General features: G+C 25.7%; 23 protein-coding genes, 1 tRNA gene and 1 pseudogene. 18 read left to right on the forward strand and 7 right to left on the reverse strand.

What is annotated here, in order from left to right; translation table 11 throughout:
* Positions 1-20: 20 nt before the first annotated feature.
* The 3 genes from DJ007_RS13450 to DJ007_RS13460 form a co-directional block, all read right to left on the reverse strand.
* A complete protein-coding gene (locus tag DJ007_RS13450; RefSeq protein WP_165974193.1) occupies positions 21-314 on the reverse strand; it encodes a DnaA N-terminal domain-containing protein in 294 nt (97 codons plus the stop codon).
* 317 nt (positions 315-631) lie between these two features.
* Positions 632-856, reverse strand: a complete 225-nt coding sequence (locus DJ007_RS13455) for a GAF domain-containing protein (RefSeq protein ID WP_129410031.1) — start codon at positions 854-856, stop codon at positions 632-634.
* A gap of 166 nt (positions 857-1,022) precedes the next feature.
* Entirely contained in the window at positions 1,023-1,529 is a 507-nt protein-coding gene (locus DJ007_RS13460) for a hypothetical protein (protein ID WP_129410032.1), read from the reverse strand.
* A 159-nt stretch (positions 1,530-1,688) separates the two neighbouring features.
* On the opposite strand from DJ007_RS13460, the gene DJ007_RS13465 reads away from it, so the two are divergent.
* Positions 1,689-2,459, forward strand: a complete 771-nt coding sequence (locus tag DJ007_RS13465; RefSeq protein WP_129409525.1) for a Rossmann-like domain-containing protein — start codon at positions 1,689-1,691, stop codon at positions 2,457-2,459.
* On the opposite strand, the gene DJ007_RS13470 is transcribed toward DJ007_RS13465, so the two are convergent.
* Complete coding sequence (locus tag DJ007_RS13470) at positions 2,454-3,107, reverse strand: HAD family hydrolase (protein ID WP_129409526.1); 654 nt, start codon at positions 3,105-3,107, stop codon at positions 2,454-2,456. The genes DJ007_RS13465 and DJ007_RS13470 overlap by 6 nt on opposite strands.
* Positions 3,108-3,258: 151 nt before the next feature.
* On the opposite strand from DJ007_RS13470, the pseudogene DJ007_RS13475 reads away from it, so the two are divergent.
* From DJ007_RS13475 to DJ007_RS13510, 8 genes and pseudogenes are all read left to right on the forward strand, one after another.
* Positions 3,259-4,469: pseudogene (locus tag DJ007_RS13475) on the forward strand (2,3-bisphosphoglycerate-independent phosphoglycerate mutase).
* Between the two features lie 282 nt (positions 4,470-4,751).
* Entirely contained in the window at positions 4,752-5,741 is a 990-nt protein-coding gene (locus DJ007_RS13480) for a ComEC/Rec2 family competence protein (RefSeq protein ID WP_129410033.1), read from the forward strand.
* Complete coding sequence (locus tag DJ007_RS13485; RefSeq protein WP_129410034.1) at positions 5,741-6,301, forward strand: thymidine kinase; 561 nt, start codon at positions 5,741-5,743, stop codon at positions 6,299-6,301. The genes DJ007_RS13480 and DJ007_RS13485 overlap by 1 nt, the downstream gene beginning before the upstream one ends.
* Positions 6,302-6,676: 375 nt before the next feature.
* Positions 6,677-7,729, forward strand: a complete 1,053-nt coding sequence (locus DJ007_RS13490) for a metallophosphoesterase family protein (protein ID WP_206076394.1) — start codon at positions 6,677-6,679, stop codon at positions 7,727-7,729.
* A gap of 87 nt (positions 7,730-7,816) precedes the next feature.
* Positions 7,817-9,352, forward strand: a complete 1,536-nt coding sequence (locus DJ007_RS13495) for an AAA family ATPase (RefSeq protein WP_129410035.1) — start codon at positions 7,817-7,819, stop codon at positions 9,350-9,352.
* Positions 9,349-9,567 (forward strand): hypothetical protein, encoded by a 219-nt coding sequence (locus tag DJ007_RS13500; protein WP_129410036.1) that lies wholly within the window; start codon positions 9,349-9,351, stop codon positions 9,565-9,567. Before DJ007_RS13495 ends, DJ007_RS13500 begins: the two co-directional genes overlap by 4 nt.
* Positions 9,543-9,980, forward strand: a complete 438-nt coding sequence (locus tag DJ007_RS13505; RefSeq protein ID WP_129410037.1) for a coiled-coil domain-containing protein — start codon at positions 9,543-9,545, stop codon at positions 9,978-9,980. Before DJ007_RS13500 ends, DJ007_RS13505 begins: the two co-directional genes overlap by 25 nt.
* A 17-nt stretch (positions 9,981-9,997) precedes the next feature.
* Positions 9,998-10,612 (forward strand): hypothetical protein, encoded by a 615-nt coding sequence (locus tag DJ007_RS13510; RefSeq protein WP_276318802.1) that lies wholly within the window; start codon positions 9,998-10,000, stop codon positions 10,610-10,612.
* A gap of 26 nt (positions 10,613-10,638) precedes the next feature.
* On the opposite strand, the gene DJ007_RS13515 is transcribed toward DJ007_RS13510, so the two are convergent.
* From DJ007_RS13515 to DJ007_RS13525, 3 genes are read right to left on the reverse strand one after another with little or no spacing between them, the layout of a single operon-like run.
* Positions 10,639-12,711 (reverse strand): metallophosphoesterase, encoded by a 2,073-nt coding sequence (locus DJ007_RS13515; RefSeq protein WP_129410039.1) that lies wholly within the window; start codon positions 12,709-12,711, stop codon positions 10,639-10,641.
* A gap of 14 nt (positions 12,712-12,725) precedes the next feature.
* Positions 12,726-13,928 carry a BaiN/RdsA family NAD(P)/FAD-dependent oxidoreductase gene (locus tag DJ007_RS13520; RefSeq protein WP_129410040.1) on the reverse strand — a complete coding sequence of 401 codons (1,203 nt, stop codon included), beginning with the start codon at positions 13,926-13,928 and terminating at the stop codon, positions 12,726-12,728.
* A 54-nt stretch (positions 13,929-13,982) separates the two neighbouring features.
* Positions 13,983-14,690 (reverse strand): metal ABC transporter solute-binding protein, Zn/Mn family, encoded by a 708-nt coding sequence (locus DJ007_RS13525; protein ID WP_165974194.1) that lies wholly within the window; start codon positions 14,688-14,690, stop codon positions 13,983-13,985.
* A 97-nt stretch (positions 14,691-14,787) separates the two neighbouring features.
* Here DJ007_RS13525 and DJ007_RS13530 point away from each other — a divergent pair, with 97 nt between their 5' ends.
* The 9 genes from DJ007_RS13530 to DJ007_RS13570 all read left to right on the forward strand — a co-directional run bounded on the left by DJ007_RS13530 (position 14,788) and on the right by DJ007_RS13570 (position 20,560).
* A complete protein-coding gene (locus DJ007_RS13530) occupies positions 14,788-15,495 on the forward strand; it encodes an MBL fold metallo-hydrolase (protein WP_129410042.1) in 708 nt (235 codons plus the stop codon).
* A gap of 139 nt (positions 15,496-15,634) precedes the next feature.
* A complete protein-coding gene (locus DJ007_RS13535) occupies positions 15,635-16,162 on the forward strand; it encodes a hypothetical protein (protein ID WP_129410043.1) in 528 nt (175 codons plus the stop codon).
* Positions 16,163-16,173: 11 nt separating this feature from the next.
* On the forward strand, positions 16,174-16,575 hold the full coding sequence (locus DJ007_RS13540) for a DUF2089 domain-containing protein (protein ID WP_129410044.1): 402 nt from the start codon (positions 16,174-16,176) through the stop codon (positions 16,573-16,575).
* Positions 16,575-16,955: a hypothetical protein gene (locus DJ007_RS13545; RefSeq protein ID WP_129410045.1), complete on the forward strand. Its 381-nt coding sequence runs from the start codon at positions 16,575-16,577 to the stop codon at positions 16,953-16,955. The genes DJ007_RS13540 and DJ007_RS13545 overlap by 1 nt, the downstream gene beginning before the upstream one ends.
* 102 nt (positions 16,956-17,057) lie before the next feature.
* A tRNA-Leu gene (locus DJ007_RS13550) sits at positions 17,058-17,146 on the forward strand.
* Positions 17,147-17,216: 70 nt separating this feature from the next.
* Entirely contained in the window at positions 17,217-18,179 is a 963-nt protein-coding gene (locus DJ007_RS13555) for a 2-hydroxyacid dehydrogenase (RefSeq protein WP_129410046.1), read from the forward strand.
* Positions 18,169-18,816 (forward strand): endonuclease III domain-containing protein, encoded by a 648-nt coding sequence (locus DJ007_RS13560; protein WP_129410047.1) that lies wholly within the window; start codon positions 18,169-18,171, stop codon positions 18,814-18,816. The genes DJ007_RS13555 and DJ007_RS13560 overlap by 11 nt, the downstream gene beginning before the upstream one ends.
* A gap of 176 nt (positions 18,817-18,992) precedes the next feature.
* A complete protein-coding gene (locus DJ007_RS13565; RefSeq protein ID WP_276318803.1) occupies positions 18,993-19,514 on the forward strand; it encodes a type IV pili methyl-accepting chemotaxis transducer N-terminal domain-containing protein in 522 nt (173 codons plus the stop codon).
* 86 nt (positions 19,515-19,600) lie between these two features.
* A complete protein-coding gene (locus DJ007_RS13570; RefSeq protein ID WP_129410049.1) occupies positions 19,601-20,560 on the forward strand; it encodes a methyl-accepting chemotaxis protein in 960 nt (319 codons plus the stop codon).
* Positions 20,561-20,569 lie beyond the last annotated feature (9 nt).

The raw sequence follows: 20,569 nt of genomic DNA on the forward strand, positions 1-20,569 counted from the left end.
ATGTATATTCAGGATTAAAATCAGATAATTTTAAAGTCTTTCTTTATCAACGGACCTGCTTTTTTCTTGGTTGATTGATCGGCAGGTATAAAAGTAAATTCTGCAGTTATCTTTCTAGAAAGAATATCAGATAAAGTATTGGAAACCAATGAACCATATTTTCTAGCAATAAAATCTTTAACAAATAGATTTCCAATACCTATTATTACTTTTTTTTCCTGAATATCTAATATTTGGGCAGAGGTAAACCATTGTTCCCATGTATTGTGATTAATCCTGGCTTTAAGTAGTTCTAATAACTCTTCGTTAGTCACACCAATTACCCCCTGACCAAAAAAATAAAAAGAATGTTTAGCATTATATAGAATATCAGATTTAACATATATAATCAAGAAAAATTTTTATGAACTTTGTTGAGATTTAAAACTTAGTGAACAAAAGAATTAAATAAACATAAATACCATAAAAAAAGGATTTTAGCATAATCCTAAATTTAACCATTTTAATATTTTTTACTTTCATTAAGAATATTTCTATTAAATGAGCTTTTATTCTCGATTTTGTGAATAGGTTAAAAAATAAAATTAATAAAATTAAAGAAATTTTTTAACAAATAAATTAATAATTTCTTCTAAAAATTGGAGTCTTCTATAGTAAAAGGTTCTAATTTATGACTGTCTATATCTAGCTCTCCAAATACATTTCCATCATTATCCAATATTGGAACAACTATTTCAGATTTTGTTTTTTCACTACAAGATAAATAATTTGTTTCTTTTGTGACATCTTGTACTACAAAGGTATTTTTTGTAGAAGCAGCTTGCCCACAAATACCGCTTCCAAATGGGATTTTCACATGCTCAGTGGGTTTCCTAGATAGTGACCTAAATTTAACATATTTTTATCGTTTTCATCAGTTAAATAAAATCCAACCCAGTTATAATAATCAACATTTTTATATAAAGTCTCAACAATTTTTTTCATAACCCTATCTTTGTCATTATTATCATATATGTATTTTTCTATTTGTGAGAGTAATTTAGCAAAAAGAGCTTTTTGGGATTAATTGGAGTATTATTGATAAAATTTAAAATTGCTTCTTCAATAGTTTTTTTGATATCTTTCTTATTTAAAAAATGATAAAAGTTATCAATCAAAATTACAGTACCATAATATGTTTCAATATAATAATGTGAATTTAATCCTAAAAGTCCCATTATATAAACTACAAAATCTCCTCTTTTCAATTGAAAATGTTCAGCATTTCTGGATAATTTCATAACCATTTCTTTTTTTATTTCTAGAAAATTATTTTCCCAATCCTGCTTAAACATATCAAAATCTTTTCTTCTAATCTTAGCTAATATTTCTTTTATTTTTTCATCGTTTAAATTTTCTTGTTTTTCATATTCCCTAACAATTTTGGGCCTGTTTTGTTTATACTCTTGCCATCCTTCAAACCAATAAATTTTGTCTTTGTTTAGTATTTTTAAAAATTCTGGAGTTAAGTCCTGTAAAATACTTCTCATATTATCCCTCCTCGAGATTTTGTTATTATATAAAAATTGAGAGATTGCTAAATATATGATTATTTTACCATTTATTTCTTACAAATATTTTTAGATTATATTTGCTTAATAATTTTAAAAGTAGTATAATGTTTTTGAATTTAATATTGGGGGATTAATTTGACTATAGCAAAAAAATTGTATAATAAAGTATTAGAAAATATTACTGATGACATTTTTATCGAAGATTTTGTAATTGGTATTGGAGAGACTGCTGTTAAATTAAGTGATGGAAGAACAGGTTTTGTAGCGACAAACCGAGAAGATACTTTAGGGAAATGTGAAGAATTTTACAAATGTATGGGGTTAGATGGAAAACCTGAAAGTAAGGCAGAAGTGGGTATGAAAGTAAAGGATTTATTAGAAGTTGGTATGTTCTCAGGAGATCCATTGTTAAGGTCAGTATCATATGCAGCAGTTAATGCTGTATTTAACAAAAATCCTGAAAGATTTGTTAATGGAGACACATTAAAATTAATGGAATTTAATAAAAAGGATATTGTAGGTATAGTAGGTGAAATAACTCCATTTGTAGATGCATTAAGACCAAAAGTATGGGATGTTTTAATATTTGATAGGCAAAGAAGACATGATCAAATATTGCCAGATTGGGCTATTATTGAAATGTTACCTAAATGTACTGCTGTAATTATTACAGGAACAACAATAGTAAATGGAACAATAGATTATATATTAAATTATGTGAATACGGATAGGGTTGCAATTGCTGGACCATCAACAATAATGGTAGAAGATGTTTTTCCAGTAAAAATATTATCTGGTTCGTACATAGAAGATTCAGAAAAATTATTTGATTTAATAAAAAAAGGCGCAGGCACCAGAACTTTATTTAGAAGTGGAGCTGCGCGCAAAGTAAATTTAGTATTATAAATACTTATCTAATTCTCTCAACGAGTAAATGGAATCAGGATATTCAATATTCTGATTCCATCTTTTTATTAATATCGATTTTATTCCAAAATTAATTCCTCCAATAATATCAACATTATAATTGTCTCCAACAAAAATAACCTCTTCTTTGTTTAATTGCATTTTATTCAAAGCATACTCGAATATTTTTGGATCTGGTTTATATAATTTTGTAGAATAAGATGTAAAAAGATAATCATATGGAAAAGTTTTTTTCTCTAAAGCAGGAATAACAAAATCATCATCTGCATTAGACAAAATTCCTATTAATAAACCTTTCTTTTTAATTTCATTTAAATAATCTACATCATCATATGGCTTTAAATTAATAAACGTTTTATACATTTCTTCTATATACCATTCTGCAGAATTTTTTAAGCCTAAAATAGGTTTTAATTCATTAAACATTTTTTTGTAATATTCTCTTTCTGCCTTAAAAGGTTTTAAATGGTAATCTTTAAAAATTTTATTATATGTTTCTCTAATTTTTATTTCTAACTTTTCAACCAAAATATTAACTTCTTTTGAAATAATTTCTGCGATAGGTAAAAATAGATGATTAGCATTTATTAAAGTACCATACAAATCAAAAATAACACCTTTTATCATAAAACACCTCCAGAAAAAGTTGTTCAATTAATATATTGTTCATTTTAATTATATCATATCAATTATCTAAAAATTTACTAAATTATTATATACTTCATATCAAACTATGCTATAATTATAACGAAATAACTTTAACTGGGGAGGGAGTAAAATGTATGTAGACAGACAGGAATTTTTGCAAAAATTAATTACCAAAACAGATTCAAAAATAGTAATGTTAGTAATGGACGGTATTGGAGATACAGTTGTTAATGGAAAAACACCATTACAGGCTGCTAAAACTCCAAATTTAGACAAAGTTGCTACAGAATCTGATTTAGGTCAAACAATTCCAGTGTTACCAGGTATTACACCAGGATCTGGACCAGGACATTTAGGATTATTTGGATATGATCCTATAAAATATCAAATTGGTAGAGGTATATTAGAAGCATTGGGTATTGATGTAGAAGTAGGAGAAAAGGATGTTGTTGCAAGAGGTAACTTCGCTACTATTGATGGAGATATAGTAGTTGATAGAAGAGCAGGAAGACCAGCAACAGAAGAATCAAAGAAAATAGTTGAAAAATTAAATGAAAATATCAAAGAAATCGATGGAGTTAAAGTGCAGTTTTATCCTGGAAAAGAACACAGATTTGTTGTAAAACTAACAGGTGAAGGGTTAGATGATAGAATTGAAGATGCTGATCCACAAAAAGAAGGATTGCCAATAAAATGGGCACATGCAACACATCCAGAAGCAGAAAAGACGGCAGAAATATTCACCAAATTGATGAAACAAATTAAAGAAGTATTAAAAGATGAACCAAAAATAAACTTTGCTTTAATTAGAGGGTTTTCAAAATATCCAAATATTCCAAAATTCCCGGAAGTATACAAAATGAGAGCAGCAGCTATAGCAGTATATCCAATGTATAAAGGGTTAGCTAAATTAGTTGGAATGGATATTTTAGAAGTTGATGGTGAAACTCCAGCTGATGAATTTGAAACATTGAAAAAACATTGGACGAATATGATTTCTTCTATGTACATATTAAAAAAACTGATTCATATGGCGAAGATGGAAATTTCGATGCAAAAGTACATGTAATAGAAATGGTAGATGAAGCATTACCAAAATTATTAGAATTAAATCCTGATGTATTAGTAGTAACAGGAGATCATTCAACTCCTGTAGCAATTAGCGGACATAGTTGGCATCCAGTTCCATTCATGATTAAATCACCATATACAAGAGCTGGATTATCAAAAACATTCGATGAATTTGAAGCAGCTAGAGGGTCCATGGGAACAATATATGCTGTTGATTTAATGAGCCTGTTAATGGGTAATGCAAGAAAATTGGAAAAATTTGGAGCATAATGCCATTTTTTGTAAATTTATTTTTTAGTTCCATAGTATTAATTCTTATTATAAAAGCAAAAATGATGACTACAGCCATAATTTTTATGGCTGTAGTCTTTTTGGCTTTAAATATAAACTAAAGACAAGATTTTTTTTCGTTTTAATTCTATCTATGATATTCTTAAACACTTTAAATTTTCACACCATACCATCAAATTTAGAAGTTGGTATATTAGGTACAATAATAGATAAAACAAACAATTTCTATATAATAAAATCAGAAAAATATTACGATACTTCATGGAAAAAACAAATGAAAAATTATATTTTTCATATAACAATTACACAACCGATCCTTTTAAAATAGGTAATAAAGTTTATATAGTAGGCAAAAAATTCAATGATAATTTCGAAACTAAACACATGGCTAACTCATCAAAAAAATCAATATATTCATTAAGAGGTTTCTTTAAGAAAAGATTATATAAAAATTTTTCATATAACAATAATGAAATATTATTTTCTGTCATTTTTGGAGGATTAAGAGGGAAAAATGCAGAAAATTTCAGAAATACAGGATTATTACATCTGTTTGCTGTATCGGGTTTTCATGTTTATATAATATATCTTGCATTATACTTTTTATATTCACAAACCACAATATACATAATCTATAGAAGAATGTTAACAATAATATTTTTGTTTTTTTATCTAATCACAACTGGTTTTTCAGATTCTGCAACACGAGCAGTAATGCTTATTTCGCTAATTGAATTGACAAAAATTTTGGGTTTAAATATAGATTCAAAAAACTTATTAGGTCTTGTAGGTGTAACAAATATATTGTATAATCCAACTGTTGTTTTTTCTCCAGGATTTTTAATGAGTTATTCTGCTGCGTTATCGATATTATTAATTATAGAATATACAAAAAATCCGCTTATTATATCATTTTCAGCATTTCTTGCAGTCCTTCCATGGAGTATATTATTCTTTAAAGGATTTTCAATAATAAGTCCTTTGATGAGTATAATCTTTGTTCCTATAACTTACTCTTTAATGGGAATATCGATATTATTTCTCTTGTTTCAAATGCCTGATATATTAAATAAAATGATAAATACTTATATAGAATTAATAAAAACCTTTTTAAGATATATAAGCAATTATATACCTTATATACATTTGAATGTAAAATTAAGTATAGTTTTTTATATCCTATCTTTCTTTTTATTAATAATTTTTCATTATATTATACATAAAAAATATTCGATCAAGGAGGAATTATAATGTCTGGAAAATTCATTTTAATAGTAGGTCCAATGTATTCTGGAAAAACTTCGGAACTTATATCTTTTATCGAAATATATACATTAGGTAGAAAAAAAATAAAAGTATTTAAGCCTATAATAGATGACAGATATTCATCAGAGTATGTAGTATCACATACAGGAACAAAGGTTGAAGCAGTACCTATAAAAAAATCTAAAGAAATGTATAAATATTTAGATTTTGATGAAAAAGCCGTATTTGTAGATGAAGTTCAATTTTTCGACGAAGAATTGAAAGATGTAATATTAGATTTAATTAAAAAAGGAATAAATGTTTATTGTTCAGGATTGGATTTAACATATAAAAATAATCCTTTTAAAACAACAATATTATTATCTGCATATGCAGATGAAATAATAAAGAAAAAGGCAGTTTGTCATGAATGTGGTGAATATAATGGCACAATATCTTTTAAAATAGTAGGAAATGGTTCTGAAATCGATGTAGGAGGATTTGAAAAATACATAGCAGTGTGTAGAGACTGTTATGAAAAATTACTTAATGAAAAAGAAAAATAATAAAATTGCACATACAAAAATTCATCAAATTCAATTAACGAAATCGAAATATTGTTAAAATTCTAAAACATTGATTGTAAAAGCAAAAGAATTCAAATAGGTCCGGGAGCATTTAAACAAAATGCAATAAAATTTAAATCCGGACCTATTTAAAAAAATAACAAATTTCTAAAACCAGTATAAATAAAGGAAACCTGAAAAATAGACTCGAGAAATTGGCTTCTAAAATAGTGAATATAAAAGACATTTGAAAGAGATAAAACAGAATTGATCTTAGAATTAAAGCTATTATTTGTGAATAAAATAATTATGTTATAATAAAAATATAGAAAAAATGAAATAATTATATAAAACCCTTAGGTAGGAGTGATTTTTTTGAAAATACTACATACATCTGATTGGCATTTAGGAAGAAGACCTGTTGGTGGAATTGGAGAATATTCAAATATTAGATATGAAGATTATTTTAATGCTGCTGAATACATTGTAGATATAGCAATAGAAAAAAAGATAGATGTTTTCATTATAGCGGGAGACTTATTTGATAGAAGTTCGTTATTACCAGATATTTTATTTAAAACAGAAAAGATACTTGAAAAGCTAAGAAATAATAATATAAAAACATTACTTATTGAAGGGAATCACGACAAAATATATACTCATGAAGATTCATGGATAAAATATCTTGAAAATAAAGGTCTGGTAATGGTTCCTGAGTTTAAGAAAGAAAATGAGAAATATATATTTACTCCAATAAAAATAGAGGATATAAATTTCTATGGAATTCCATATCAAGGAGTAGTTATAGATGAAGTGTTAATAACACTATCACAACAATTAGACAGAGATAAAAAAAATATCATTATTACACACACAGGTATTGGAGGAAATTTTATACCAGGATGTACTAAATCTGGAATTATTGACTTTTTTAAAGATAAAGTATTATACATGGCAGGAGGTCATTTGCATTCATATTCTCAATATCCTAAAGATAATCCTTATTTTTTTGTACCAGGTTGTCCGGAATATTGGGATTTAAATGAAAATGGCGAAAAAGGATGCATTATTTTTGATACTTTAACAAAAGAACATGCATTTTTTGAATCAAAAAAGAGAAAGTTATCATCATATGATTTGATATATTCTGATACTTTTTTTGATGAGTTAAACAAAATTCAAATAGAAAAAAATGAAATAATTAGATTAAAGATTATCAATGAATCAAATAAATTAATAGAAAATGAAAAAATAGAAAAAATATTAAAAGAAAAAGGCGCTTTAAAGGTTGACATTCTGGTGAAATATAAGATTGAAAAAGATTTTGTTAATTCTGAAGAATTAGACATAAAAGATATAGAAAAAAGGTTATTAAATCATGGAAAAATATATATTCTAAAAATGCTGAAAAAACAACAGAATATTTAGAATTATTGAAAAATAATATTGAAAATGAAGAAATAATATATGATTCCTTTGATAATTTCTTGAATATATTGCTTGAAGGTGATTCGAATGAAAATAAATAAAATAATATTAAAAAACTATAGAAATCATAAAAATTTGGAAGTTGAATTTGAAAAAGGAATAAATTTATTATTAGGTAAAAATGGATCCGGAAAAAGTTCCATTTTTGAAGCGCTAGGAATTGCCCTTTTTGATATAGAACCAAGAGATAAAAATTTAAAAAATGCAGTGAATAAGGAAGAAAAATCTGCCATTATTACAGTTGGTTTTACAGGAAATGATATGGTTGATTATATTGTAGAAAGAAAAATAGGAAATCAAAGCAAATATCTTTTAAAAGAAAAATCTGGTGAAATTATTGCTGAAAAAAAAGATATAGTTTTGAGTAAAATAGGGGAATTAGCTGGAATTAAAGGTAAAAATACAAAAGAAATATTTAAGAATGTTATCAGTGCATATCAAAATGATCTGGTAAATATATTTAATCTAACAGGTGCTCAAAGAAAGGAATTATTTAATAAAATATTTAATACGGAAATTTATGAAAAGATTTCTTCTGTTTTATTAAACGTTGAAAGAAAGTATGATTCAGAAATTAATAAGAAAGCGTCAAAAATAGAACTTTTGGAAAGTCAATTAGAAGAGTATAAAGGATTAGACGAAGAGATAGATATAATATCAAAAAATATTGAAATGTTAGAAGAAGAGTTGAAATTAAAAAAAGCAAAGATGCAAAATTTTGAAAAAGCAAAAAAGAACATAAATACGCAAATTGAGAAAGTAAATGAATTAGAGCAAAAAATAAATAAGTACGAAACAACAATAAAAAGTAAAAAAGAAATGAAAAATAAACTGGATCTCGAAATAAAAGAAGCAGAAAAGGCTAAAGATATTGTTAAACAAACAAAAGAAGGTTATGATTTATATATAAAAATAGAAAAAGATATAGAAAAAATATCAATATTGGAAAAAGAATTGATAAGAAAAGAAAAAGAAAAATCGAAGTTAGAAAAAGGATTGAATGAATTGGAGAAAAAAAGAGAGAAATTTATATCAGAGAAGAAAAATTTTTTTGAAAGAAAAAAAGAAAAAGAGAAAAAAATAAAAGAGTTAGAAGATATTATTTTAGAAATGAAACCAGAATTAATTCTAAAAAAGGAAAGTTATAATAGCTTACTAAAAAATATAGAAGACTTTGAAAAAGAAAAAGAAAATTTTGAAAAAGATTTTGAAAGTTATAGAAAAATAATTCAAGAAATAAAGCAATTAGAGGAAGAAATAAAAAATGAAGAAATAATCAAAGAAAAAAATGAAGAATTTGTAAAAGAGAAAGAAATATTGGAATTAAAGTTGAAAAAAATAAAGAATGAACTCGATATAAAAAGTAAATTAAAAATAGAACTGGAAAAATTAAAAATGAAATTAGAAAATCTTGAGAAGTCAAAAAGTCAATTATCAGATGGAAATTGCCCTATATTGAATGAAAAATGTTTAAATCTCGAAGAAAAAGGTGGAAGTACAACATATTTTGATAGTAATATAAATCAATTAATTGATGAGATAGAAAAAAGGAAAATGAATTGAAAAAATTAGACAGACTGGAAGAAGATAAAGAAAGTTTAGAAGAAAAACTTTTTAATTTAAATAATGAAATTTCCTTTAATAATCACAAACTTGATGAATTATATAAAAAGAAAGACAAATATAGAATATTATTAAATGAAAAAAAGATATTTCAGAGAAATATAGGGATATTGATAAGCAGAAAAAGGAGTTGGAAGAAAAAAATAAAAAACTAATTGCTACAGAAAGCAAAATGGCAGAAGAGATAAAAAATTATAATGATAAAATTGAAGAAAAAATAAAAGAAAAAGATAATATCACTGATGAATTAAATAGCATTAATCAAAAATTGGAATTTTTAAAAAAGGAAATAGAAAGAAATCAATTTAACGTAGAAACATTAAAAAAGAAATTAGAAGATTATTCTGATATATCAGAAAAACTTGAAAAAGTCAGAAGAAACAAAGAAGAATTTGAATTCAGGAAAAAATCGTATAAAAATGAATACGATGAGTATATAAGAAATAAAAAAATGGCAGAAAAATTAGAAACATTACTCGATGAATTAAAAAAAGTTGAAGAAGATATAGAAAAACAGGAAGATATTATAAAAATATTATTAGAAGAAAGAAAAAATTTGAGGATTTAAATGAATTAAAAGAAAAACTGTCTACAACTGAAATAGCAATAAAAAATCTAAATAAAGATGTAGCTGAATTAAATGAAAAGATTGGTAAATCCAGAAATGAATACAAAAATCTATTAAAAAAATTGGATGAAAGAGAGAAAAAAAGAAGTGAAATAAAACAATTGAAAAAGGAAAAAGTAATTTTTGAAAAAAAGCACCAACTAACGAAAGAATTTAGAGAAAAAATGAAAACAATGGGAAAATACGTTAGTACAGAATTTACAAAAATTATTTCTTCTCATGCAACAGAAAATTATAGAAAAATGTCCGGAAAAAACGAGATTATTATCTGGGATTCTGAAAAAGATTATCTCGTGGTTTTAAAAGATGAAATAAAGGGTGAAAGAGAATTTTCCATATTATCTGGTGGAGAACAGGTAAGCGTGGCTATCTCAATAAGAACTGCACTGGCAAACTTTTTATCGAAAGCAAATTTTTACATTTTAGACGAACCAACGGTAAATCTTGATGAAGAAAGAAAAAATATGCTAGCTGAAAATTTAAAAAATATGCTTAAAGAAATAGAACAGGCGTTTATTGTAACTCATGATGGAGCATTTTCCGAAATGGCAGAAAATGTTATTGAAATATGATAAAATCGGCGTTAAAGCCGATTTTATCATTTTATACTTATTTCAAATCTGTCGATTACTTTGTTATATTTTTCCAAATCTCTATCGTTATTTTTGTTTTTGACCTTTGCAACGGTTTTTACAGTAAAAATTATTTTATTATCTTTTACTTCAGCCAGAACGTAATGTAATGTTCCATAATTGATTTTTACGGTAGTAGGTTCTAAATTTTTTTTGTGTACCAGTTCTAAAGGTGCTCCACCACCACCTGTTATAACATAAATGATACCATTTTTTTCATGTCTTTCATATGAATGAACGTGCCCGTTAAATACGGCTTTTACATTATATTTTTCAAATATGGGTCTCCATAATTCTTCTAAATGTCTTTCCATACCGTAATTATATCCTTCGCAATTATTCCAGAAAGGGTGATGATAAAATACTAAAATGGTTTTATCCGAAGATTTTTTTAAGACATCTATTAACCAGTTTAACTGAGACTTTTCAAGTTGCTGAGTACCAACTGCATTTGAATCCAGAAAAATAAAACGTATTTTTCCATAATCAAAATAATACCATCTTTTATTATAATCCCCACTGCCTTTTGGTAAATAAAAAGCCTGGTAGTAATAAGAATTATTTCTTTCGTGATTTCCTAATAAAGGATAATAAACAGAATTTTTTGCTAAATTCGATATTTCATTAAAGAAAGAATTCCAATCATCTAACCAATCGCCTTTTTCAACTAAATCGCCATCATTAATTACAAATTCCGGATTATCATTTGCTATATTATCCGCTACTAATTTATGTAGCTCATGATATGTTCTTGTATCACCGTAAATCGCAAACTTAAGATTATTTTCATTAAGACTTTTGGTTTTAAAATGTCCTGAAATAACAGCATTTGTTTTTATATAATAATTTTCAATATATAATTTATAATTATATTCTTTGTTAGGGTTCAAGCCGGTTATTGGTATGTGCTGGATTGATAAAGGAATATTAGCTAAGACTGTTTTGATATTTTTCTTTCCATCAAAAATTTCTATTTTTGCTGTAGATGGAATAATGGTTTTCCAGTTAAATATAACAGATGTTTCTGTATGATTTGTTAAGTATAATGGCCATATAAAATCGTTATTATTAACTTCAGGAATAACTTTTATAATATTTTCATTATTTTGATATAAAGGTATTTTCTTTTCTTTAAATCCTTCGCATTTTAAAATAGCATAATCTCCTTCTTTTACATTAATAAAAGAAAAGTTGCCTTTTTTATCTGTATAGGTTAAGGATATTGGAGTGTTATCTCTATTATACAAATATATGGGAATGTTATCTTTTTTATTTAAATTCGAAATTATTTTTCCAGAAATAGAGTTGCTTGAAGAATATATATATTTTCTAACTTTTTCTATATCTTTTGTAATATATAATAAACGTGAAAAATTAATACTTTCATTTGGTTTTAATTTAATGGGTTTATATATTAATGCACTGAAATTACTTGTAAACATTGAACGAAAAATCTGAAAATTAGGATCTGGTATAAATGAATATGAAATAAAATCCTCCTGCAATAATAATTTTTTCCCATTTTCATTTGTTTTAATTATTTTTGGAAATAATTCATTGAATGAGACAATATCTTTTATCAATAATTTAGAATCTTTGTTAGAAATGTTTTTTATATTATTTATTATTTCTATATAATTTTTATCTTCCTCAAGTTTGTAAATTGTTGAAAGGTGAAATGGACCATAATCATTATTTGCTACCTTAAATTCAATATAATTTTCATTTTTTCTTATTTCAATCTTATGTGCATTCAATATTTTATTCTGGACATAAATTTTATAATTATCCAGTAAATTTCTTTTTATATCATTGGTATAAGCTTCAATAATTCTTCCTGAAAATTCATCATTTCTTTTTTCAGAACCTATAATAACAGTTATTTTATTATTTTCTAATAAATAGTCTCCATATTTAGCCTTTGAAAAATGAGGTAAAACTTGCAAAGTGTTTTCGGAAATCTTTTTTATTGTAAGTTGAGAAAAAATGCTAACTGAAAGTAGAATAATTAAAACAACAACGTAAAATCTTTTTTTCATAAAAATCCCTCCATCTATTTTTTTGAAATATCATCTGCAGCAGCTTTAGCTGATGAAAAGGCCCACTGAATATTATAACCTCCAGTATCTCCATCAACATCTATGATTTCGCCAATAAAATATAGGTTTTTAACTAATTTTGACTCCATGGTTTTGGAATTTATTTCTTTTGTATCAATACCACCTTTTGTAACCATTGCTACATTGAAATCTCCTAATTTTTCTATGACATAAGTATGATTATATAAGTAATTTATAATTTTGTTTCTAACCTTTTTAGGTAATGCATTGCATTTTAGTTTGTTGTTTATTTCTAAATTATGAAACATTATTGAAATGAATCTTTTTGTAAGTTTATACCTTTTTCTTAAGGTTTCATATAAAAGCTCATTTTTATTTTTATTTAAGACATTAAAAAAATCATTTCTAAATTCTTCTTCATCCCTAAAAGGTACAAAAGATAATTTAATTATATCACCATTATTCAAATATCTGGAAGCATTTAACACAACAGGTCCAGAAAAACCTTTATGTGTAAATAACAAGTTTCCTTCAAATTTCATATTATTATTAGTTTTCAAAGTTACTATCATAGATGTTCCTGCTAAATCTATTAAATTAAAGTCTTTTATTATTAAAGGAGTTAATGCAGGTTTTGGATGTATGATATTATGTCCAAATTTTTTTGCAAAATTATATCCATCGCCTTTGGTTCCTAAAGCTGGAAAAGATTTTCCACCTGTTGCAAGAATTAATATTTTTGTTTTAATAATAGCGTTTTGAGTTTTTATTATAAAAGGTTCTTTGTTATTATCCTTTTTTATATCTAAAATATTTATTCCTGTTTTTATTATGATGTTTTTCTTCTTTTCTATATTTTTTAGTAGCCAATTCAAAACGGTAAAAGATTTCATGGATTTTGGAAAAATCTTTCCTTCTTCGGTTATGGTATATTCGAAATCAATATCTTTTAATAAGTCAATATTTGAATAATTATATAAAGCCTTTTTTACAAAATTCTTTTTATTTCCATAGTGGGTAATCAAATCTTTTAAATTATCGTTGTTTGTAAAATTACATTTTCCTCCACCGGAAACAAGGAGTTTTTTTCCAAACTTTTCATTTTTTTCTAATAGTAAAACTTTTTTATTTTTAATGTTTGAAGCACAGAAAAGACCTGATGGACCTCCACCTAAAATTATAACATCATAATGCATATTTTCCTCCTATAGATAAAAAAAGACAGTACAAGACTGTCTTAAAATTAAAATTTAGTTTAGTAAATTTTCTATTATAGATTTATAGAAATTTATGATATTATTATATTTAGAAGCAAATATATCTACCATAACTTTTTTATTTTTTAAATTTTTATATATGGGATTTTTATAATCATAATTTGATATTAAAATTTTATCGTTCGTAATAGTAGTGTTTTTATTATAAACTTTATAATCTATTCCGTATCTTTCATAAAAATGAATGAAAATATTATTTATATCAATTATGCTAATTTTTTTATTTTGTATTTCTTTAGAAAATGCATCTGATAAATCAATTATTTTTTGTGTGAAATTCAATAAATTATCTCTGTATTTAGAAGCATTATCAGGATCAATATTTTCTAATTTCTTTTCTATTTTATATGCGATAACAATTGAATATAAAGGATCAGACCATATAAAAGGATTTTCTTTGTATGGGTAAAATAAAACACCTTCAGATAAAACAACCTTATTTACAGCACTGTTTATTTCTATTTCGTCATTTAAAATAATTATTAAATCGGTATTTTTGAAATCTTTAGATTCGATTTTTAAATTTTTAAAAGTGTCATAAGTATTATAAATATTGTATATAATTGAGTTTGGGGCTAATTCTCTTGTTATTAGTTCTAGTGGTTTGATAGATGTTATAATGTTTAAAGAAAATGCTGAGATTGTTAAAACTAAAATAAAAACGACTATAATTTTTTTCACAACAATACCTCCATTCTATAATCAAATTCAATTATAGCATAATTTTCGGTGAAAACAAAAAATAATTTATAAATTTTATACTAAAGGAGTGTGAAATATGAAAATAACAGGTATAGTTGATAATTTTAAGGTTCATCCATTATTAAAAAGAGATTGGGGATTATCTATTTTAATAGAAAGTGAGAATAAGAAGATACTTTTTGATACTGGAGCAGATTATAGAATTTTGGAACATAATATAAAGCACCTTGGATTAGAAAATAAATTAAAAATTATAGACGATCTTTTTTTAAGTCATTATCATGATGATCATACGGGAGGTTTAGATTTCATATTGGATAAGTTTCAAGTGAAAAAGACATATATACCGTTAAAATTTCCAAAAGAATTAATAAAAAAGTTAGAAAACAAAACCGAAATTATCATATGTAATGAACCTACGGAAATTGAGAAAAACATATATTCAACAGGTACATTTAATGAAAGTATTCCAGAACATTCAATGGTATTAAAAACAAAAAAAGGGTTGGTAGTTATAGCTGGTTGTGCCCACCCGAAAATAGAAAATATATTAAGTTTTTCTAAAGAAATTTTTAAAGAGAAAATACATGCTGTTATAGGTGGTTTCCATTTTTATAAACAATATGAGGAAAAATTGTTTGTTAGATTGGATAAAATAAAGAAAACAGGAGTAGAATATTTACTACCTTCTCATTGTACGGGCATAGAAGCTATAAATGTTATGAATATTGAATTTAAAGGTAAGATTATTAAATTTGGTGCTGGAACAACATTAGAAATATAAAGCGAAACTTTTAGAAGTTTCGCTTTATATTTTATAATATCAATTTATAAAATATAAAAAGAAAAATTTTTGAATTTATAAAAGTTAACTTGACATATTATAAAAAATAGTTTATAATTTTATATATAGGGGTGATAATATGGCCGGAGTGATATTATTAATTTTATATGGATTAATACTTATTTTTTTCGGGGCTAAAATTTTTTGGGCGTTTTTCTTTATAGGACTGGGAATTTATATTTTATACACTTATTATAAAGCATTTAAAAGAAAAAAAATTCAAAAAAAACTATTAAAAAGGTCTATTAAAAAAATTGTTGAAGAAAATGATCCAGAAATAGCAGCAGAACTTATCAGCAGGAAAATAAAGTATCCCGTAGGAACAAAATTCGTAATAAGTGTAAAGTCTGAAGAAACTAATGTGAATCTGATTTTTCCATTGGGAGTATTAATAGCAACAAAACCTTTATTATATTCTTTAAAACCTTTAATTAAAAAATCTATTGAATCCAAATTTAAAAAAGAAGGAAAAGAAATTAATTTTGATGTGAATTTGATTATTAATGTAATAATAGAATCTATAGATTATTTATCGGATTTTTATGGGGATTTTATAGATGTTGATACAGATGGAGGAAAAACAAAAGTAAAAATATATGTTGCTTAGGAGATGGTAGTATGTATAAAGCACCTATTATATGTCCGGTTTGTGGTAATAAAATGCATATTGAAGTATTAAGATGTGATAATTGTAAGTCGAAACTTGAAGGGAACTTTGAAATGAACGAATTTGCTTCTTTAAGTGATGAAAACATAGAATTTTTACGTCTTTATTTATTAAATCGTGGCAATCTTTCAAAAGTATCTGAGATACTTAAGTTATCATATCCAACGGTTTTGAATAAGTTTAATAAGTTGTTAGCTGATCTTGGTTATGTTTCAAAGGAATATATATCAGATGAAGAAAAAAATAAAAATATTGTTATTGAGAAAAAAAGAATTATTGAAGATTTAGAAAAAGGCTTAATAAAACCAAAAGAAGCTATTGAGAAATTAAAATTATTAAAGGAGGCAAAATAATGAGAGAAGAATTGATAAGAGTATTAAATATGGTGAAAGAAAGCAAAATAGAAATTGAAGAAGCAGCAGACTTAATAGAGGCTTTTTTTGATACAAAAACTGAAGAAAATAAAAAAACAAAATCAAAGAGAAAATTGGTTATAAAAGTAGATTCTGCAAAAGGAGACAAGGTGAATGTAAAAATACCTCTCGGATTAATAAAAATAGCTAAAGCTATGATACCGTTGGGGTTAGCTCAGCAGGGAACGAAGATGAGTAAAGAGCAAATTGATCAAATTATAGAAGCTATAGAAAATATTAATTTTGATGAGTTTGAAGGTGAAAATATAGTAGATGTAGATTCTGAAGATGGAGATGTTGTAAAGATTTACATAGAATAAAATAATTTCAAAATAATAAATTACTCAATTTTTTAATTATATTTAAATTTTCAAATTGTACTTGACTAATAATATTTTTAATGGTATAATAATCTTGGTTTTGCCGAGATGGCGGAATTGGCAGACGCGGTGGACTCAAAATCCACTGAGGGTGAAACCTCGTGTGGGTTCAAGTCCCACTCTCGGCACCAACTTCACCGGCTTTTTAAAAGGCCGGTTTTTTTGTTATAATATTGATGAATTTAAAATGGAGGTGGGATAATGCCAAAAGTAGCTTTTACATATGAAATACCTGAAATTGCAGAAACAAAATTAAAAGAAGCTGGTTTTGAAGTATGGGTTAATAGAGAAGAAAGAACTTTAAATCATGATGAAATAATTGAATTAGCAAAAAACAATGATGCCTTAATAACCTTATTAAGTGATAATATTGATAAAGAGGTTATTGATGCTGGAAGAGGAATTTTAAAAGTAGTTTCTAATTATGCAGTAGGTTATAATAATATAGACGTTGAGGCTGCTAAAGAAGCGGAAATTTATGTAACAAATACACCTGGCGTTTTGAGTGATGCAACCGCAGATTTAGCCTGGGCACTTCTTTTTGCTGTTGCTCGAAAAATTGTTGAAAGTGATAAATTTGTAAGAGAAGGAAAATTTGTTGGTTGGAGACCTAAATTATTTTTAGGATATGATATTAAAGGAAAAACGTTGGGAATAATTGGTATGGGAAGAATTGGAAAAGAGATGGCAAAAAGAGCTAAAGGTTTTGAAATGAAAGTATTATATTATAAGAGAAACAGATTATCTAAGGTTGAGGAAAAAGAGTTAGGAGTTGAATATGCGGAACTTGAAACTTTAATAAAAGAATCAGATTATATTTCTTTACATACGCCATTAACAAAGGAAACATATCATCTATTAGATGAAAAAGAATTTTCTATGATGAAACCAAATGTTATTATTATTAATACAGCAAGAGGTCCCGTTATTAACGAAAAAGTTTTGATTAAATATTTAAAAGAAGGGAAAATAGCTGGAGCAGGTTTGGATGTATATGAAGAAGAACCAAAAATTCCACAGGAGTTAATAGAACTAAATAACGTAGTATTAACTCCACATACTGGAAGTGCTACATTTGAAACAAGAGATAAAATGGCAGAAATGGTAGCTGATAATGTAATAGCAGCATTGAAAGGAGAAGTACCACCCAACAATGTATATTGATTTAATGAAATTATATGATCTGTTAAGTAATGAATATAAAATATCTGACGGATGGTGGCCGGGGAATAATAAATTTGAGATAATGTTAGGTGCTTTATTAACTCAAAATACCAATTGGGGTAATGTTGAAAAATCGTTAGAAAATATAAAAACAAATAGTTTAATGGATCCAGAGAAATTATATAATTTATCACTTGAAAAATTAGAGCATTTAATTAAACCTTCAGGTTTTTATAAGATGAAAGCCAAATATGTTAAAAACTTATTGGGATGGTTCAAAAATTATGAATTTTCTTTTGAAAAAATTGCTATAAAAAACAAAGATGAATTAAGAAATGAACTATTACAAATTAAAGGTATTGGAAAAGAAACAGCAGATTCAATTTTGCTATATGCTTTTGATAAATTATCTTTTGTTATAGATGCATATACTAAAAGAATGTTTGCAAGATTAGGATTTAAAATAAAAAACGATTATGACACATATAAATTATTTTTTGAAGAAAATATACCTGAAGATTTACTTATTTATAAAAATTATCATGGTTTAATTGTTGAACATTCAAAGTACATATGTAAAAAAAATCCTATATGTCAAAATTGTTTTTTAAAGAGTTATTGTAAATTAGATAGATAAAGTAAATGATTTGTTGATTTTTTATGAAAAATATAATATAATATAATATAATATTTATAATAATAAAATATATTTAAGGGGCAAATTTATGAAAAAAATAGTTTGTACGTAAAATTAGGGTACCTATAGTATTTTTTGTATTATTATCTTTAATTACTTTTGTTTCAACAAATTATATTACTAAGCTTCAAGCGGAAGATGGTTTAGTAATAAATTTAGCTGGAAGGCAGAGAATGTTAACTCAAAGAATGACAAAAGAAGCATTAACATATTATATTTTAAAAGATGAAAAGACCAAACAAAGTCTTTTAAACACCATCAAGATTTTTGATACTACATTAGTTGCTTTAAAAGATGGTGGTAAAGCACCATTTGATTTAGCTTGGGAAAAAATTGTAATACTTCCAACAGCACCGGAAGAAGTAAAAATACAACTTGAAAAAGTGAAACAGCTGTGGGATACTTTTTATTCAAATATGAATAAATTTATTGAAACTGATGATAAGGAGGCTTTAGACTATATTTTAAAAAATAATATACCTCTATTATCTGAAATGAATATAGGTGTAACATTATTTCAAAAAGAATCTGAAAAGAAAGTTTCACTTATGAAAAATTTGCAATTATCTTTTTTTATAATAAGTATTTTAATAGGATTATATGCTTTTTATATATTAAAAAAATCCCTTTCCCTTTAAAAGATCTTGAAAAGATAGCGGAAGGAGATTTAACAGTCACATCTAATATCAGATCTAATGATGAAATAGGAATTATTGCAAAAAAAATGTACCATTTGGTTGGTGAAAAACTAAGACCTACTTTTGAGTTTATAAAAAGAAGTATGGAAAGCATAAATATTTCTGCAGATAATGTGTCTGGAAGTGCTCAGGAATCCAATGCAATTATTGAAGAATTTAAGGCATCTTTTGATATGATGGCTGAAGAATCAAAATTCATGGAGCAGGAAACAGATAGAACAAATGAATCTATTAAAGAAATTTCTCGTTCAACTGATGAAGTAGCAAATTCTGCAATAGAACTTGCAAATGTTGCAAGTGTGTTAGAGAAAGCAACAAATGATGGTAAAGATATTATGAAATCATTAGAAGAAGCTATATTAAATGCTGCAAATGAAACTCTGAGAACTATTGATGAAATTAAAGAACTAGAAAATTATGCAAGTAAAATTACAGAAGTTATCGAACAAGTTTCTAATATAGCTGAACAAACAAATCTCCTTGCGTTGAATGCTGCTATTGAAGCTGCAAGAGCTGGAGAAGCAGGTAAAGGTTTTGCAGTAGTTGCTGATGAAATAAGAAAGTTAGCAGAAGAAACAAGAAAAGCTACAGATGAAATTTCTGGTATTCTTGGCTCAATTAAAACGAATGTAGACAAATCTACAAAACAAATATTTTCTGTGAAAGGAACTGTTGAAAAAGTTACAGAAAATTCTTCTGTTTTGAATGAAGAACTTAACAAAATCTTAGATCAAACATCTATTCTCTCTGAAAGAGCCCAAACATTAGCAGCATCAGCTGAAGAACAAAACGCATCTTCTCAAACTATAGCTGAGGCATTTTCTAATGTTAATGAATCGTTGAATAGGTATTTTGAAAATGTACAAACTATGCGAGAATCGAGTAGTGAAATTCAAAATATGGCAGATAATTTAGCTGAAATTGCTTCTGATTTGCAAACGAGTGTTGAACTTTTAAACAACGCGCTATCAGACTTTAAATTTTAATTAAAAATA

Source organism: Marinitoga lauensis (genome assembly GCF_004135675.1).
GTDB classification, from domain to species: domain Bacteria; phylum Thermotogota; class Thermotogae; order Petrotogales; family Petrotogaceae; genus Marinitoga; species Marinitoga lauensis.